The sequence below is a fragment of the Halomonas sp. FeN2 genome (assembly GCF_020595105.1).
Lineage (GTDB): Bacteria > Pseudomonadota > Gammaproteobacteria > Pseudomonadales > Halomonadaceae > Vreelandella > Vreelandella neptunia.
Genome location: NZ_CP074200.1, coordinates 4,553,670 through 4,568,518, shown reverse-complemented (window position 1 = coordinate 4,568,518; position 14,849 = coordinate 4,553,670). Strand labels below are relative to the sequence as shown.

The 14,849-nt window shown below is 56.0% G+C and carries 13 protein-coding genes; 7 read left to right on the top strand and 6 right to left on the bottom strand.

Features of this window, described 5'->3' with window-relative positions; genetic code table 11:
* The first annotated feature begins 66 nt into the window (after positions 1–66).
* Genes KF947_RS20995 through KF947_RS20980 form a run of 4 tightly spaced genes read left to right on the top strand, consistent with a single transcriptional unit; the run spans position 67 to position 4,541 of the window.
* Positions 67–756 carry a carboxypeptidase regulatory-like domain-containing protein gene (locus KF947_RS20995; protein ID WP_133730616.1) on the top strand — a complete coding sequence of 230 codons (690 nt, stop codon included), beginning with the start codon at positions 67–69 and terminating at the stop codon, positions 754–756.
* A 50-nt stretch (positions 757–806) separates the two neighbouring features.
* On the top strand, positions 807–3,176 hold the full coding sequence (locus KF947_RS20990; protein ID WP_223288851.1) for an EAL domain-containing protein: 2,370 nt from the start codon (positions 807–809) through the stop codon (positions 3,174–3,176).
* A complete protein-coding gene (locus tag KF947_RS20985) occupies positions 3,173–4,063 on the top strand; it encodes a DUF3034 family protein (protein ID WP_227405000.1) in 891 nt (296 codons plus the stop codon). Before KF947_RS20990 ends, KF947_RS20985 begins: the two co-directional genes overlap by 4 nt.
* A 10-nt stretch (positions 4,064–4,073) precedes the next feature.
* The gene (locus KF947_RS20980; RefSeq protein WP_133730614.1) at positions 4,074–4,541 is read left to right on the top strand and encodes a group I truncated hemoglobin; all 468 of its coding nucleotides are present in this window, start codon (positions 4,074–4,076) and stop codon (positions 4,539–4,541) included.
* Here KF947_RS20980 and KF947_RS20975 read toward each other — a convergent pair.
* The 4 genes from KF947_RS20975 to KF947_RS20960 form a co-directional block, all read right to left on the bottom strand.
* Positions 4,525–5,637 (bottom strand): sensor domain-containing diguanylate cyclase, encoded by a 1,113-nt coding sequence (locus tag KF947_RS20975; protein ID WP_133730613.1) that lies wholly within the window; start codon positions 5,635–5,637, stop codon positions 4,525–4,527. The genes KF947_RS20980 and KF947_RS20975 overlap by 17 nt on opposite strands.
* Positions 5,638–5,669: 32 nt before the next feature.
* Entirely contained in the window at positions 5,670–6,170 is a 501-nt protein-coding gene (locus tag KF947_RS20970; RefSeq protein WP_227404999.1) for a hypothetical protein, read from the bottom strand.
* Positions 6,171–6,373: 203 nt separating this feature from the next.
* Positions 6,374–6,529: a cytochrome c oxidase subunit CcoM gene (gene ccoM / locus KF947_RS20965; RefSeq protein ID WP_166650326.1), complete on the bottom strand. Its 156-nt coding sequence runs from the start codon at positions 6,527–6,529 to the stop codon at positions 6,374–6,376.
* A gap of 272 nt (positions 6,530–6,801) precedes the next feature.
* Positions 6,802–7,320 carry an FKBP-type peptidyl-prolyl cis-trans isomerase gene (locus KF947_RS20960; RefSeq protein ID WP_133730612.1) on the bottom strand — a complete coding sequence of 173 codons (519 nt, stop codon included), beginning with the start codon at positions 7,318–7,320 and terminating at the stop codon, positions 6,802–6,804.
* Positions 7,321–7,460: 140 nt separating this feature from the next.
* On the opposite strand from KF947_RS20960, the gene KF947_RS20955 reads away from it, so the two are divergent.
* Positions 7,461–8,822, top strand: coding sequence for an AmpG family muropeptide MFS transporter (locus KF947_RS20955; RefSeq protein WP_133730611.1), 1,362 nt, complete (start codon positions 7,461–7,463; stop codon positions 8,820–8,822).
* A gap of 35 nt (positions 8,823–8,857) precedes the next feature.
* Here the strand turns inward: KF947_RS20955 and KF947_RS20950 are convergent, their stop codons facing one another.
* Complete coding sequence (locus KF947_RS20950) at positions 8,858–10,675, bottom strand: SEC-C domain-containing protein (protein WP_227406332.1); 1,818 nt, start codon at positions 10,673–10,675, stop codon at positions 8,858–8,860.
* Between the two features lie 144 nt (positions 10,676–10,819).
* Here KF947_RS20950 and KF947_RS20945 point away from each other — a divergent pair, with 144 nt between their 5' ends.
* Positions 10,820–11,413: a GNAT family N-acetyltransferase gene (locus KF947_RS20945; RefSeq protein WP_133730610.1), complete on the top strand. Its 594-nt coding sequence runs from the start codon at positions 10,820–10,822 to the stop codon at positions 11,411–11,413.
* Positions 11,414–11,425: 12 nt separating this feature from the next.
* Here KF947_RS20945 and KF947_RS20940 read toward each other — a convergent pair whose 3' ends face one another.
* Positions 11,426–12,664, bottom strand: a complete 1,239-nt coding sequence (locus KF947_RS20940; protein WP_133730609.1) for an ABC1 kinase family protein — start codon at positions 12,662–12,664, stop codon at positions 11,426–11,428.
* Positions 12,665–12,853: 189 nt separating this feature from the next.
* Between KF947_RS20940 and KF947_RS20935 the strand changes: the two genes are divergently transcribed.
* Positions 12,854–14,779 carry a DNA topoisomerase III gene (locus tag KF947_RS20935; protein WP_227404998.1) on the top strand — a complete coding sequence of 642 codons (1,926 nt, stop codon included), beginning with the start codon at positions 12,854–12,856 and terminating at the stop codon, positions 14,777–14,779.
* Positions 14,780–14,849: the final 70 nt, after the last annotated feature.

Sequence of the window (14,849 nt, the reverse complement as noted above, 5' to 3'; positions counted from 1 at the left end):
TTCCTGCACAATCCATTCACTATTATGGTAAACACTTTGCCAGCTTAATGCGGGATGCCAACCTCAATGCCAAAGCCAACACTACGACGTCGCCCTTTTAGCGGGTTTATCAATGCATACGCAGCCCCGCTATTGGCACTGGCAGTAATCACCCTGCTTGCCCCCAACGTTAACGCTGCGCAAATAACCATAAGCAGTGCTGATGGCCAACCGCTTGAGAACGCAGTGGTTGAGATTTACTATACTTCGGAGGCGAGCAACCCTCCCCAAGAAGAGAGCATCTTTCAGCGTGATGCAGCCTTCCACCCCAAAGTACTAACCGTTCCTACCGGCAGCCATGTGGCATTTCCCAACCAAGACACAACCCGTCATCACGTCTACTCTTTTTCACCGGCCAAAACCTTTGATTTAAATCTCTACCTGCAAGAAACGCCGCCACCGGTTCACTTCGACCAATCCGGCATTGTCGTTTTAGGATGCAATATTCACGATCACATGCAGGCTTTTATTGTTGTTAGCGACGCCCCCTACTCGGCGAAAACGGGCGCCGAAGGCGTACTTACCCTGCCTGAGCTGCCATCAGGTGAGCATCGTGTGCGCGTTTGGCACCCGCTGCTTGATGACAGCCAGCAAGTCTGGTGGGAAGGCGTCATTACCGATAACGACCAACTAAACGTCAGCTTGAAACTCAATGCGCTGCCACCCCCAGCGCCAACCCTCTCTCCCCTTCAGCAGCGATTCAAAGATGCCACTTAAGCCCCTATCAGTGTTCAGGAGATGGCGATCAGCCACTTAGTGAGGTTGCTATGCGCTTTAGAACGCGCCTGATGCTCGTACTACTGACAGTGGTGATTGTCTCGCAGCTCGCCACCGGTTTGGCGTTTCTTCGTGCGACCCAAAACGACGTCGTTGCAAAAGGCTCCCAACGTTTAGAAGTGGGTGCCAATGTATTGGATCAACTGCTGGACACACGTGGTGAGCAGTTAGTTAATAACGTCGCCATCCTCGCCGATGACTTCGGTTTTAAAAGCGCCGTTTCCACCCAGGACACCGAAACGCTCTACTCCGTATTGGCCAACCACGGTGATCGAGCCAAGGCGGATATAGTGTTACTTAGCGGCCTGGACGGACGTATTTTGGCAAGCAGCCATCACGCGCAAAATAGCCCAATGCCTTTCCCACAGCTGTTTGATCGGGCTAGCCAAGAAGGGGAAGCTGTTAGCGTCGTCATCGCCGAAGGGCAGCCGTACGAGTTTGCCCTGCTGCCAGTGCGTGCCCCCAACCTGATTGGCTGGGTGGGTATGGGCTTTTTAATCAATGAAGCGGTCACGGAAGAGATTAATGCACTAACGGGGTTGGACATTAGCGTAGTCAACTATCGCGATAACGGCGAGATCAGCTATCTTGCCAGCTCTCATCCCGAGCAACTGGCCCAGAAGTTAATGAGCGGGCGTGACGATGAGCTAATCGAAGGCGAATATGCCTTACACAGCCAGATGACGCCGGATGCCGAGTACCTGACCTACGCGACTCAGCTCTATTCCGATGACCTCAACCAGACCTACGCATTGTTACAACTCTCCCGCAACGAGTTGCTTGGCGCTTACCGCTCGCTGCAGTGGCAACTGCTGGGGATCATTGCCCTGATTCTGCTGTTTACCGTGCTCATAGCCATGTGGAGCGCGCGGAGCATGAGCAAACCGCTAATGGAACTGGCGAAGGCGGCTCAGCGCATTGGGCGCGGAGAGCGTTTCACTGAGTTACCGATCGGTACAGAGCGAAGCGAAACCGGGCTTTTAGCGTCGACACTACTGGCCATGCAGGAGGGTATCGCTCAGCGTGAGTCCACTCTTCATCATCAGTCCCGTCACGACTTACTTACCGACCTGCCCAATCGCATCAGCGCCCAGGAAGATATCAGCCTTTTGATCAAACGCGGCGAGCCGTTTACCCTTCTGCGCCTGGCGATTAACAACTTTCGCGACATTAATGACACCTTCGGCTATGCGCTGGGGGATCACGTGCTGGTCACCCTGGCCAAACGCTTGCAGCACTTTGATGGCTCGGAGAGTACTGCCTACCGGATTGATGGTGATGAGCTACTACTGCTCGCCAAGCAGTCAAGAAGCGACTTTGCCTGGCGTACCCGACTGTTCACTACGCTGCACCACCCTATCGATCTTGATAAATCACCCATCACACCCTCACTTTCAGCAGGGGAAACCAACTACCCCGACCATGGCGACAGCCCACAACTGCTGCTGCGGCGATCCGATATAGCACTGGATATGGCACGCCGTCACCGACACCACCACCAGCGCTACCTGGAAGGTCAGGATGAGCATCATTTGCGCCAGCTCACCCTGATTCGGGATTTACAGGATGCGGTGGGCAACGGTGAACTGTGGATGGCCTACCAACCCAAAGTAGACAGCCGTAACGGCCGTGTCGATCAGTGCGAAGCGTTGATGCGCTGGCGCCACCCCTCATTAGGTTTTGTACCCCCCGATGAGTTTATTAGCCTGGCCGAGCGCTCGGGAAGTATCAGCATGCTTAGCCACTGGATGTTGGCCAATGTCTGCGCTCAGCTGCATACCTGGCAGCAACGTGGTTATCATTTATCCGTAGCGGTTAATCTCTCCGCCAGTGATGTCATGGATCGCCAACTAGCTACTTATTTGGCCAGCCTACTTGAACGCTATCGCCTTGCCCCTGCCCGCCTGAGTATCGAGGTCACTGAAAGTGCCGTTATGCAGGATGTTGATGCCGCTATGGCCACGTTGATGGAGCTCAACCAACTAGGGCTGCGTATTGCGATAGATGATTACGGCACTGGCTACTCTTCCCTCGCGCAAATCAAACGTCTACCCGTGGATGAACTCAAGATCGATAAGTCTTTCGTGCTGGCGATTGACTCCCAAAAAGATGACTTAACCATTGTCAGCTCGACCATCGAAATGGGCCATAGTTTAGGACTGCGCTTAGTCGCCGAAGGCGTTGAGAACCGCGCCAGCGCCGAGCTGTTAAGCAAGCTTGGCTGTGACTATTTACAGGGGTACTGGATTGCTAAACCAATGCCAGCGGATGAACTTCCTGCTTGGCTGGATAATTTTACGCCGCTGTCATTGCCCCACCCGATGTCTTCCATACTCAAGTCGTTCCAGAGAAAGCCATGATGTTATTTCAATCTATGTTTTCGCCGCCAACCGCCTCCTTTCGGCACTCCCTTTCCGGCTACCTTGCACCCTGCATCGCGGTCTGTTTAGCGCTTGCCGCTGCACCCTCCTCTGCCGGTAGCCGTATTGTAGGTACCGGTGGGGTAAGTGCCATTGAAGGAGCTGCAGGGGGCGGTTTATCGCCTTGGGCAGTGCTGACCAGCACCGCCAGCGAACAGGAAATTGGCGTCACTGCCGCCGCTACCCGCGCCTGGGTGGACGATTATCGGCTAACGGTGACCGGCGCTAGCCTGAATGTTTATGACCGTGTTGAACTCTCAGTAGCGCGTCAAACGCTTGACCTAGATACCCTGGGTGGCGAGCTAGGCCAGGATATTTACGGTGCCAAGGTGCGCTTGCTCGGCGATGTGCTCTATCACCCTTGGGGTATTTGGAGTGTTGGGATGCAGCATAAACGACTGGTTGATGGCACCATTCCCACCGCCCTCGGCGCCGATGAGGCAAGCGGTACCGATGTTTATCTCAGCGCCAGCAAGCTGCTGTTTAGCGCTGTTGCCGGGCGCAATGTGCTGCTCAACGCCACCCTGCGCAATACCGATGCCAACCAGGGCGGCCTAATCGGCTTCGGCGGTGATCAGGGTGGCCGCTCGTGGATGGCTGAGGGGAGCGTGGGCGTTTTTATTACCCCACAATGGGTTGTCGGCGCGGAGTATCGCCAGAAACCCGATAACCTAAGCGTGGCTGAAGAGGATGATTGGCAAAGTCTCTACAGCGCCTATTTCTTCAATAAGCACGTATCACTCACAGGCGCCTGGTTAGACTTAGGCGATATTGCCGGCCTACCCTCTCAACGCGGCGGCTATCTTTCACTTCAAGCAGCTTTTTAAGCGGGGCGCTATGAGCTTTCCACGCAAACACTACCGTACACGCCGTTGTTTAATAGCGCTTACCTTTATGGCGGTGGCGTTTTCACTCGCAGGCTGTACTCATCAGTCAGCCACTCAATCGACGACGCTTTACGAACGGCTTGGCGGGCAGGACACTATCGATACGGTAGTGGAGAACCTCTTATACCGAATTGCCGATGACCCAGAAGTAGTGGTGTTTTTTGCTAACACCAATATCGATTTATTTGCTAAATCCCTGGCCAGCCAGCTATGCGATGTAAGCGATGGCCCCTGCCGCTATGAAGGCCCGCCGATGGATCGTGCTCATCAACATATGGGGCTAACAGACGTGCACTTTAATCGCTTGGTGGAACATCTCGATGCGGCTATGCAGGAGGAAGGTATTGCCCTTGGCGCGCGTAATGAACTGCTGGGCAGACTCGCCCCCATGTACGCAGGCGTTATGCGTCTTCAGTAACCTGCCAGCCGTCACGACCCATCGTTTTTACCCGGTATAGTGCTTTGTCAGCGGCTTCGTAAGCGTAGGGAAACGTTGCTTCATCGGCCACAAAACAGCTGCCGCCTACGCTTAACGTCACGCCTTTTTTATCCGGATGGGCGGGATGCATAAAGTCAGCTTCACGCAGCCCTTCAATTAACTGATGGCAGTAGCTCTTTAGCGTATCAATGTCTGGGCAATGGAGTAGTGCCGCGAACTCATCGCCTCCCAAGCGGTAGAGCTGCGCTTTATCATTCAGCGTTTTACCAATCAATGCAGCCAACTGACGCAAGAGAGTATCGCCTTGCGGGTGCCCGTAGGCATCGTTGTACTGTTTAAAGAAGTCGATATCGACCAGAATCAGTCCCAACGATTGATGCTGCTTCGCCAACACATCCTGGTGCAAAGCGCTGCGATTGCCTATCCCGGTGAGCGGGTCGCGCATGGCACGCTGCATCCACTCGAAGGTCTCCTGGGTGGCGCGATCAGTGCGCCGTAACTGGCGCTCGTGAAGCCACCAAAACAACAACCCCATGACAAAGATCAATAAACTGGAGTAAGTCAGCACTAGGCTATGCTGACGGGTACTTTCTGAAAAATCATTAATCGCCGCCCCCCGGCGATCAAGCTGATCCATCTCAATGTGGGTTAAACATTGAATCGGTGCGAACAACGCCATCGCCGCCGCGATACGGTCAATGTCGCGCGCCGCTAACAAAGCCGCCAGCCGATCTAACTCCGTCAAACTAGGCTCGGCACAGGCATATTCACGCCGATATATATGCATATCGGCTAAACCGTAAGCCAAGTCAATATCCATGGTGGCAGCCTCCAGCGCCTCTTGCTCTGGCTGATCGCTCAACAGCTCGGACTGGGCATCTTGTAGGTAGACGCGTGCCCGAGTAGAGAGCTGCTGGCCTGTAAGGCTCCCCGTTTGGCTAAAGTACGCCTGTATTTCGGGATAGACCCAGCGCGATTCATAAACTATCAGCACCATAAGCGCCAAAAAGCTCATCAAGCTCAGCGACAACCACGTAATGTAGCGATGCTGGCGAGCTAAAGGCCGTGGTTGCATCGTTGGCTGCGCAGCTAGCTTGGGTTTGGATGTCACCACTTCGCCTCTATGCTACGAATCATCCAGATCCAGTCGTTAAACTCACGCAGGTTTTCTACGTCGCGATCACCATAGTCACGCTCTACTAGCCGCACAGGGCCTCGCGTACGGATGGTGAGCGGATCGCCATCCTCAGAGCTAACCAGGTACCAGTTAGGGTCATCCCACCCTTCTAGGGTAACCTCGTAGTCATCCCAGGCGGTAAAGTGAAGCGCCGGGGGTACTTCGCCAAACTGTTCAATCAGAAAGGCGCGAAACTCTACGCCCTGCATCTCTACTTCACGCCCCTGATAGGGGTCATAAAGCGTAAACGTCGTATCGGACATGGCGTGCAAGTCACTTAAAGCGACCTTTTGAGTGACATCTCCGTTGATCATATTCAATGCCTGGGCAAAGGCAGTCGCGGGAAGTGTTATGCCTACGACAATTAATGCGCACGCCAATCGATCACGTACACGCCCCCATGGGCTGCGGTGTAAGGCAACTACGTTCATGGCAAAGCTTCCTGGTGTGTTAATTCTTTTAAAGAACTTTACCAGAGCAAGCTTTACATTGCTCTTAAACGCACGCTACGTGCTTTCAACCCAGTCGATTTTGAGATTTCAAAAAAAAAGCCAGCCCATAATGGGCTGGCAACAGGAGGCTTGCTACGTTAGCAAACCCCCTCCCCTGACAAGGTTTACATGAACCGGGAAAGCTACTTCTTGCGTCCACCTTTACGAAGATGATCGCGAATCACGAAGCCCACCCAACCCACCATAAATGCGATTACTAACGCGACGGTGGCTAAGCCGAAGATAATTGTGTCATCCCAATACATGGTGAATCCTCCCGCCGTGATGTATGTGTTCATACTAGTCACTCAATGGCGGAAGAATGCTGACCTGGGTCAAGTTACGGCAGGCGGGAGAAGGCAGTTAAACAGGAAATTGATACCGATCAATATTTGGGCGTGATGAGCCTAGCAGCCTGTCGGGCTTGGCCGATCGTAGCGAGAAGCACGGATTTTGAGCCAAATTTATCGATCGATTGAGGCGAATAGCGCGCTATTTAACGAAATCGATCGAATAAAGTTGGCCAAAATACCGGGATTCGCAGTAGATCAGTGTTAAGTCCGACAGGCTGCTAGAGCACCTTGCGGTCTTCGACTTTGCTGTGCTCGGTACCTGGCGGTAACGGGTGGCCTTTGGCTAACTCTGCACGGGTAGCTTCGCGTACGTCTAAAATGGTCACTTTATAGTTCAGCGTGCGCCCGGCCAGGGGGTGGTTGGTATCGACAGTGACGCGGTCGCCATCGACTTCGAGTACCGTGACAATTTGCGGCCCGGCTTCGCCTTCGGTTTGAAAGCGGCTGCCTGGCTCCAACTCAGCGTTACCAAAAGAGCCGCGGCTGACTTCTTGCACCAGGGCCTCGTTGCGCACACCGTAGGCATCCGCGGGCATTAGCTGAACGCTTAGCTCGGCGCCAGCTGTTTGGCCTGCTAGTGCCCTTTCCAACCCAGGCACGATATTGTCGTGACCATGCAAGTACTCTAACGGCTTATTGCGCGCCTGGGAGTCGTCCAATACCTGCTTGCTGCCATCGTTGAGCACGTCGCTAAGAACATAGTGCAAGGTAACTACCTGATGCGCCGTAATCGACATGAAAAACTCCTCTCCGGTAAGCTGTCGGTTTTGTGATAGAACTTTGTGATAGAACTTTGTGATAGAACTTTGTAATAGAAACACTGCTTCAGTTTATCACTTGGCCGTTGCCAGCGTCTTTCCACCAGGAGTAGCGTTTAATGTTAAGCCCCACCCCCCAACGCAGTTGGCTTGCTGCGCTGGCTGTTTATTTTCGTGCGCCCGTTATCACCATGCTGTTTTTGGGGTTTTCCGCAGGCCTGCCCTTTTTGCTGGTGTTTTCAACACTCTCCGCCTGGCTGCGCAGCGACGGCGTGGAGGTAGCTGCAATTGGCTTTTTTGCCTGGATTGGCATGCTCTACTCGATCAAGTTTTTCTGGGCGCCCGTGGTGGATCGTTTAGCGCTCCCGATATTGACCCGCGCATTCGGCCAGCGTCGCGGCTGGATGCTGTTAGCCCAGGGGTTGATCGTTGCAGGGTTAGTGGGGCTAGCCGGTTTGAGCCCGGTGGGTAATCTCGGCTGGGTGGCTCTCTTTGCACTGCTAGTAGCGTTTGGCTCAGCGACGCAAGATATCGCTATCGACGCCTATCGTATTGAGTCCGCCGACGACAATGTTCAGGCCGCCATGGCCTCGACCTATATTATTGGCTATCGCGGTGGCTTACTTGCCGCCGGTGCCGGCGCGCTGTATATCGCAGCGTCGGCCTCTTGGGATGTGGCGTATATGAGCATGGCGGCGCTGATGAGCATTGGCGTACTTACCGTGCTGCTACGCCCTGAGCCAAAGCGCGCCTCCCTCTCTATTCAACTTATCCACGAACCTAAGGTGCGGGCGTTTATTCGCGCCAGCCGGGGCAAACCCAAACTGTTACGCCGCCTGGGTGCCTGGAGCATTGGCGCGCTGGTCTGCCCCTTTACCGATTTCTTTAGCCGCTATGGGGTGAAAGCGCTGTGGATTTTGGTATTTATTGCCGTATTTAGAATCAGCGATTTAGCCATGGCCTCCATGGCCAATCCGCTGTATATCGACCTGGGCTTTTCGCTGGCAGAGATTGCCAACGTGACCAATATATTTGGCATTGCGATGAGCATTACTGGCGGGATGTTAGGCGGGCTTTTCGTGGCCCGCTACGGCATCGGCCCGCTGCTGATCTTCGGCGCGGGGTTGGTAATGGTAACGAACTTGCTGTTTGCGGTGCTTGCCGTGGTGGGTAACCAGCTGCCCATGCTGGTGGTCACGATTATCGGCGATAACCTTGCCAACGGCTTAGCGAGCGCGGTGTTTATCGCCTTTCTCTCCAGTCTCACATCCCGCGCCTACACCGCCACGCAGTACGCGCTGTTCTCGTCATTAATGACACTGCCAGGGAAATTTTTAAGCGGTTTTGGCGGGCTGGTAGTCACTGCTCAGGGCTACCCTAGCTTTTTTGTAATCGCCACACTGCTAGGCATACCGGCGATTGTATTGGCGATCTGGATCAGCCGAGACAAACAATTAGTGCCCACCCCCAAGCCTGCTTGATCAGGCTTGAAGGATTAGCCGAGTGAAGGTTTAGACTAGCGGTGGGCTTCCAACCAGTCCAACGCCCCTGGTGTAGTGCGCCACTGATCGCGCATCAAGGTGCGGTACTGCCATGCTTCCGCCCGGGTGCCGGGGTCAACCTGGCCATCCGGGTGAGGCATGGACGGCCGAGGATTTTCGGCACAAATCAGCTCTAACGCGTAGCGGTTATGGCCAAGCACATCGCCTAGCGCCGCTTCTGCCGCTTCATGCTGCTCTAATCGATAGAGCGCCAGGGTTTTGCCCATCAGCAGCCCGAGCACCAGCGAGCTGTCGTCGTCGCTCTCTTCCGCAAGCGCCAACGCCTCCTCGTTGCGATCATCACGCAGCAGTTGATCAAGCACCAACTCGCGCAGGCCCAGGCTATCCTCCTGGTCAATCAGCAGTAGCTCCTCGGCGAGCTCCCTGGAGTGCTGTCGCGCCCCGCGCTCCATACCGACCACCAACGCTAGCCCCGTGCGTAGCAACATGGCGTTGTTGGCATCGTCCCAGCAAAGGTTGCCGTCGCCTTCGGCGCGGGCTTGTTCCAACCACCTCGATAGGCGCAGCGCCAGTGGTTCCAGCAGGCTTGGGGCCATCCACGGCAGACTGCCAAAGCGGCTGGTGAGCGCCAACGTTAAGTCTTGCACTACCTGGGGGGCGTCCAGCCACTCGGGATGTGCACAGAGTGCCGACATCCACTCAATGGCGTTGCCCCAAGGGTCATCGCGGAAGCCCAGCGCTACGTCTTCATCCACCAGCACCTGAAACTGCTCGTGCCAGGCGGCAAACAGCGTCGCTTCACGTGCACTGGTGTTGTAAAGCAATCGGCCACTTTCAGGGTCGGCGCTCACATCAATTTTGGGGGCAGTGGGCAGCGAGGCTAACAATGCCTGAAGCGCCACCAGCGGTGTGGCCAGATCCTCTTCCGCACTCAGCAGTTGATCGGCAAGCGTCGCGCCGGGGTTTTCCGCCAACGCGGCTAAGAAATCCAGCTGATCTTCATCCAGATCACCCTGGCGAACCAGTCGGCGATACCAGAAGTTGGCGCGCTCTTTGGCTTCCTGTTCGTGGCCTTCATGCAGTAACAGCATGGCTTCAATGTAGGCCAGCGTTGGCGAATCGGGCAGCGCCTGCTGGGCCTTTACAAAGGCACCGCGGGCACTATCCAGGTCATCGTTATCCAGGTGCATCAAACATAAACGCTCAAGAGCCACGCCGCGTAAGAACAGCGGCCCCCGCTCCATCACGTCATCAAGCAGGTCGGCGCGTTTACGGCTAAAGCCGCGCTCTTGGTAAATATCCAGCAGGATTTCAAAGGCGGGTTCGGCCTGTTCGGGCAGCCGTGACCAATCGCTGCCATCGAACAGCGATTCAAGGATTTGCATAGCGCGGCCCGTCTGGCCACTTTCAGCGGCAATCAGCCCGGCTTCCAGGAGCGCTTGAGCCGGTGCCTGTTGGCTTTCCAGCGCGGCCTTCAGGGTGGCGCCCTTCCATTCGCGTAGCGAGAGCATCCACATCATCTGATCGGGAATCTCGGTAGGAAACTCGATCTGGTAGCAACACTGTTTGAATTTGCGCCCGGAGTCGCACCAGCAAGGTTCATTACGCCCTGGCGTGGCGAGGGGCTCACAGGCAAAGTCGAGCCGCTCCAGCGGGGTTTGCGACCATAGCACCGGCGCCAGCGCCTGGGCCATAGCCACATCGCCTTCAAAAGAATCCGCGCCTTTGGCGCGCACCCAGGTCATAAAATCCGGATAGTGTTCTTGTTGCCTGATTGCCGAGAGTGCCCCGGAGGCAAATCCCAGCAGCTGATCGACCCATACCGCCAGCATTGCCGTCTCCACTGTGTTAAAAGCGGCATAGTTTAGCATGACCCTTAGGGTTCCCGCAGAGAGGATTGGCGACGACCGTAAGGGCTGCTAAAGTGCAGCGATTTGAGCGAACCATGCAGCGTTTGAATCGGCTGGAGCGATGCAATGAGCGAAGTGACAGTTATTCTCTGCCAAGGTCAGGCGATATCCCCCCATTTGCCAGCGCTTGCCCGTCTTCGCATTCGGGTATTTCGCGATTTCCCCTACCTCTACGATGGCGAACTCAGCTACGAAGCGGAGTATTTAGGTCGCTATGCAGAGAACCCGAATAGCTTATTCGTACTGGCCTTCGACGGAGAAGAACTGGTGGGGGCCGCCACCGGACAGCCTCTGCAGGATGAAGTCGACGAATTCCGCCAGCCGTTTGAGACCAACGGTATCAAGCCCGAGCGCGTCTTCTATTATGGAGAATCCGTGTTGCTTCACAGCTACCGGGGCAGCGGAACGGGTAAGCGCTTTTTGGCCGAACGAGAAGCCCACGCAAAACAACAGGGCTTTGATTTAGCGGCTTTTTGTGCGGTAGAGCGGCCAATTGATCATCCCTATAAGCCTGCCGACTACCAACCGCTTCACGGTTTCTGGAACGCCCATGGCTACCAGCGCCACGGCGAGCTAGCCACCACCTTCGCTTGGCGAGATATTGGCGAGCAGACGGAAAGCCATAAGCCAATGGTGTTTTGGCTAAAGCCTCTTAGTTAGGCAATTACTCGTTTATGCCCACTCAAGCAATGGTCGGGTTCGCTCATGCATATCCAACCGCGCCCCTAAGCGCACTAAATTCCAGTAGTGGCCGTTCAGCGCCCGGGAGAGCAGCAGCGTATCTGCAGGGGGCTGCAGGCGATCCATCGCCGCCCACACCTTAGGGGTTAGCTCGCGTAAGCGGCGGTGCACCCTAACATCGCTGAAATCCTGCTCCCCCGGCTCAAACAGTGGCGCGATACATTCGGCGGACTCTCGATACAGTGCTAGCGGCGCCCCCTGCCCCTGGCGTCCGCCCATCTGCATCAAGGCTTCGTCCATGCCCATCGCATCATGTTTCAACGTGGCATCAAGCAGTTGCATCATTGCTTTCAAGCGCGCATCTGGCACGGCAATCACCGCACCTAAATCGTAAATCACCAGCCGTCCCTGACCATCAGCAGCGAAATTGCCCGCATGGGGGTCTGCGTGTAGTTCGCCGTAAGTAAACAGTTCTTGGGTAATCCAATCGGCCAGCGTTTGGGCAATACCCTGGCGCGTCGCGTCATCTGCATCGGTTAATTCGCGCAATGGCGTCCCTTCCACATAGCGCATCGCCAGCACATGGGGGCCAGAGAGCGCTGGCAAAGGCTCGGGAATCACAAGCCGCGGATCATCCTTATAGCGCTCACGATAGCGGGCCAGGGCATCGGCTTCGGCGTAGTAATCCAGTTCCCCACGCAGGCTCTCGGCGAGCTCTTCAAACAGGGCGTCCAAGCGCGCCTGGGGTACTTTAAACCAGCGGCCTAAACGCATAATGCGCCGCACCTGGATTAAATCGCTCTCCAACACTTCAGCAAGGCCAGGATACTGAACCTTGAGCACCACCGTTTCGCCCTCGTGGGTGGTCGCGCGGTGAACCTGCCCCATGGAGGCGCTGGCAAAGGGGCGCTCCTCGACTTCGCTAAAATAGTGGTCAATGTCGCCATATTGCTGAATCAGCGCTTCATGAATACGTGGCCAGGGCATGGGTTCCGCCTGCCGCTGCAAGCGGGCAAGCTCCTCGGCGAGATCAGGAGGCAACAGGTCATCCCACTGGGACATAATTTGAGCCAGCTTCATGGCCGGGCCTTTTAGCTCTGAAAGCCCCTCAAACAGCGCTTCGCCCAGGGCACGCCAATCCGCTTGACCGCCTAAACGAGTTTTCAGCAACGCCCCACCGGTGCGTGCGCCCAATCCCATTAAACGCCGTGTTCTGCCTCGATCACGCATTTGCTGTATCTCCTGGTTACTCAACTCGCCACTTAACTAAGCCTAACTATTTATACAAGATATATACATCTAAAAATCTTTGGAAATATTTAGCATCACTATACATCCCCCTACGACTCCTTGCTCTATATAGATCAATGTGTCTGCTACCATAGGCACATCAAAGGATACGATGAAGGCTTCGCTGCTATGCGCCTGATAATTGCCGAAAAACCCAGCCTCGCCCAAGCCATTGCCGAGGCGTTACCGGGCTATAGCAAACGCCAGGATGGCGCGATGGTGTGTGGCGATACCACGGTCACTTGGTGCCTTGGGCACTTATTAGAGCAAGCGCCGCCGGAAGCCTACGACCCCGCAGATAAACAGTGGCGACTTGACCGTCTACCCATTGTGCCGCAGCAGTGGAAACTGATGCCGCGCCCCAAAGCGCGGGGCCAACTGGCAGTAATTCGCAAGCTGATCAAACAAGCCACCGATGTGGTTCACGCCGGCGACCCCGACCGAGAGGGCCAGTTGCTAGTGCAGGAAGTCATCGAGTACATGAAGTATCGCGGCCCGGTACAGCGGCTGTTAATCAGTGACTTGAACAAGCCTGCAGTAAGCCGAGCCCTTGCCAAGCTTCGCTCCAACGCCGACTACCAGCCACTGTTCCAGGCAGCCCAGGCCCGCTCCCGCGCGGACTGGCTGTACGGCATTAACCTAACCCGCGCCTGGACACTTACCGGCCGACAAGCAGGCCACGACGGCGTGCTTTCTGTCGGCCGCGTGCAGACCCCGGTACTAGGATTAATCGTGCGCCGCGATAACGCCATTCGTGACTTTGTGCCCCATCCGTTTTATCCGCTATGGGTAGATCTTAAGGTTGCCCAGGGTCAACTGCGGGCCTGGTGGGCTCCCAAAGAGCACCAACCTCTCGATGACCAAGGCCGTTTGATTGACCGCAGCTCCGCCGACGCCCTCGCGGCGCAGTTGCCCGGCGCTTCAGGGCAACTCACCAAGCTCGACCAGCAGGAGAAACGCCAGGCGCCCCCGCTGCCCTACTCGCTATCGGCCCTTCAGGTAGACGCCGCACGCCGTCATGGGCTTTCCGCGCAGATGGTGCTGGATATTTGCCAGCGGCTTTATGAGCGCCACAAGCTGATTACCTACCCCCGCTCGGACTGCCGCTACCTACCCGAAGAGCATCTTCAGCTTGCCCAGCGCAGCCTCACCGGTGCCTGCCAAAACGATGCAGCACTCCAGCAGTGGCTGAATGGAGCAGACTTCACGCTGCGCTCAAAGGCATGGAACGATAAACAGGTCGGCGCCCACCACGCGATCGCCCCTACCGGAAAACCCGCTGATTTCAGCCAGCTCTCCGCTACCGAAGGCCATGTGTTTCGGTTGATCGTACGCAACGTCATGGCCCAGTTCTACCGCCCGCTGCGCACCTTCGAAGTCAAAGCCGAGTTTACGCTCCTTAATGAAGCCTTCCGCGCCCGCGGGCAAAGCATTCTCGACCCCGGCTGGAAACCGCTATTTACTACCCGCGATGAAACCCCACCGCTGCCGCCGCTGACCCAAGGCGAGCCCTGCCAGGCACTCGGCGCAGGCGTTGAAGAGAAAGAAACCCGACCGCCGGAGCCTTTCACCGACGCCAGCCTTATCAAGGCGATGATGAACATCGGCCGCTACGTGGACGACCCGGAGGTACGCCGCACCCTGCGCGACACCGATGGCCTGGGCACCGAAGCCACCCGCGCCGGCATTATCGAAACCCTGGTACAGCGCGGCTACTTAGTACGCCAGCAAAAAGCCCTGCGTGCCACCAAGCTGGGAAGCGCACTAATCGCCGCCCTGCCCAGCGCCGTAAGCACGCCTGAACGCACCGCCCTTTGGGAGCAGCGACTGCGAGCAATTTCCGAACAGCAGGACGACCCAGGCGCGTTTCAGCAGGCGCTATTGGATGATTTACGCGGCTTGCTCACTCACAGCGATGCGGCCAAGCTTAGGCAGAGCCTGCAAAGCGCCCAGGGTGAGGCAGGCGGCCCGACAAAGCGTACGAGTAAGACAAGAAAGAGTTATAGCAAGACAAAAAGCAGTGGGGGAAGAAGGAAAACATCCAACCAAAAATGAGCGGCTTCCACTTGGCCGCATAACTGTCGCCGAAAAGACTACTTTCCCAGTAAATCGAACGCTTCACTCA

Bases quoted from the DNA above. Each gene is read 5' to 3' on its own strand.
- KF947_RS20995 (WP_133730616.1), top strand. From the start codon at position 67: ATGCCAAAGCCAACACTACGACGTCGCCCTTTTAGCGGGTTTATCAAT.
- KF947_RS20990 (WP_223288851.1), top strand. From the start codon at position 807: ATGCGCTTTAGAACGCGCCTGATGCTCGTACTACTGACAGTGGTGATT.
- KF947_RS20985 (WP_227405000.1), top strand. From the start codon at position 3,173: ATGATGTTATTTCAATCTATGTTTTCGCCGCCAACCGCCTCCTTTCGG.
- KF947_RS20980 (WP_133730614.1), top strand. From the start codon at position 4,074: ATGAGCTTTCCACGCAAACACTACCGTACACGCCGTTGTTTAATAGCG.
- KF947_RS20975 (WP_133730613.1), bottom strand. From the start codon at position 5,637: ATGCAACCACGGCCTTTAGCTCGCCAGCATCGCTACATTACGTGGTTG.
- KF947_RS20970 (WP_227404999.1), bottom strand. From the start codon at position 6,170: ATGAACGTAGTTGCCTTACACCGCAGCCCATGGGGGCGTGTACGTGAT.
- ccoM (WP_166650326.1), bottom strand. From the start codon at position 6,529: ATGAACACATACATCACGGCGGGAGGATTCACCATGTATTGGGATGAC.
- KF947_RS20960 (WP_133730612.1), bottom strand. From the start codon at position 7,320: ATGTCGATTACGGCGCATCAGGTAGTTACCTTGCACTATGTTCTTAGC.
- KF947_RS20955 (WP_133730611.1), top strand. From the start codon at position 7,461: ATGTTAAGCCCCACCCCCCAACGCAGTTGGCTTGCTGCGCTGGCTGTT.
- KF947_RS20950 (WP_227406332.1), bottom strand. From the start codon at position 10,675: ATGCTGGCGGTATGGGTCGATCAGCTGCTGGGATTTGCCTCCGGGGCA.
- KF947_RS20945 (WP_133730610.1), top strand. From the start codon at position 10,820: ATGAGCGAAGTGACAGTTATTCTCTGCCAAGGTCAGGCGATATCCCCC.
- KF947_RS20940 (WP_133730609.1), bottom strand. From the start codon at position 12,664: ATGCGTGATCGAGGCAGAACACGGCGTTTAATGGGATTGGGCGCACGC.
- KF947_RS20935 (WP_227404998.1), top strand. From the start codon at position 12,854: ATGCGCCTGATAATTGCCGAAAAACCCAGCCTCGCCCAAGCCATTGCC.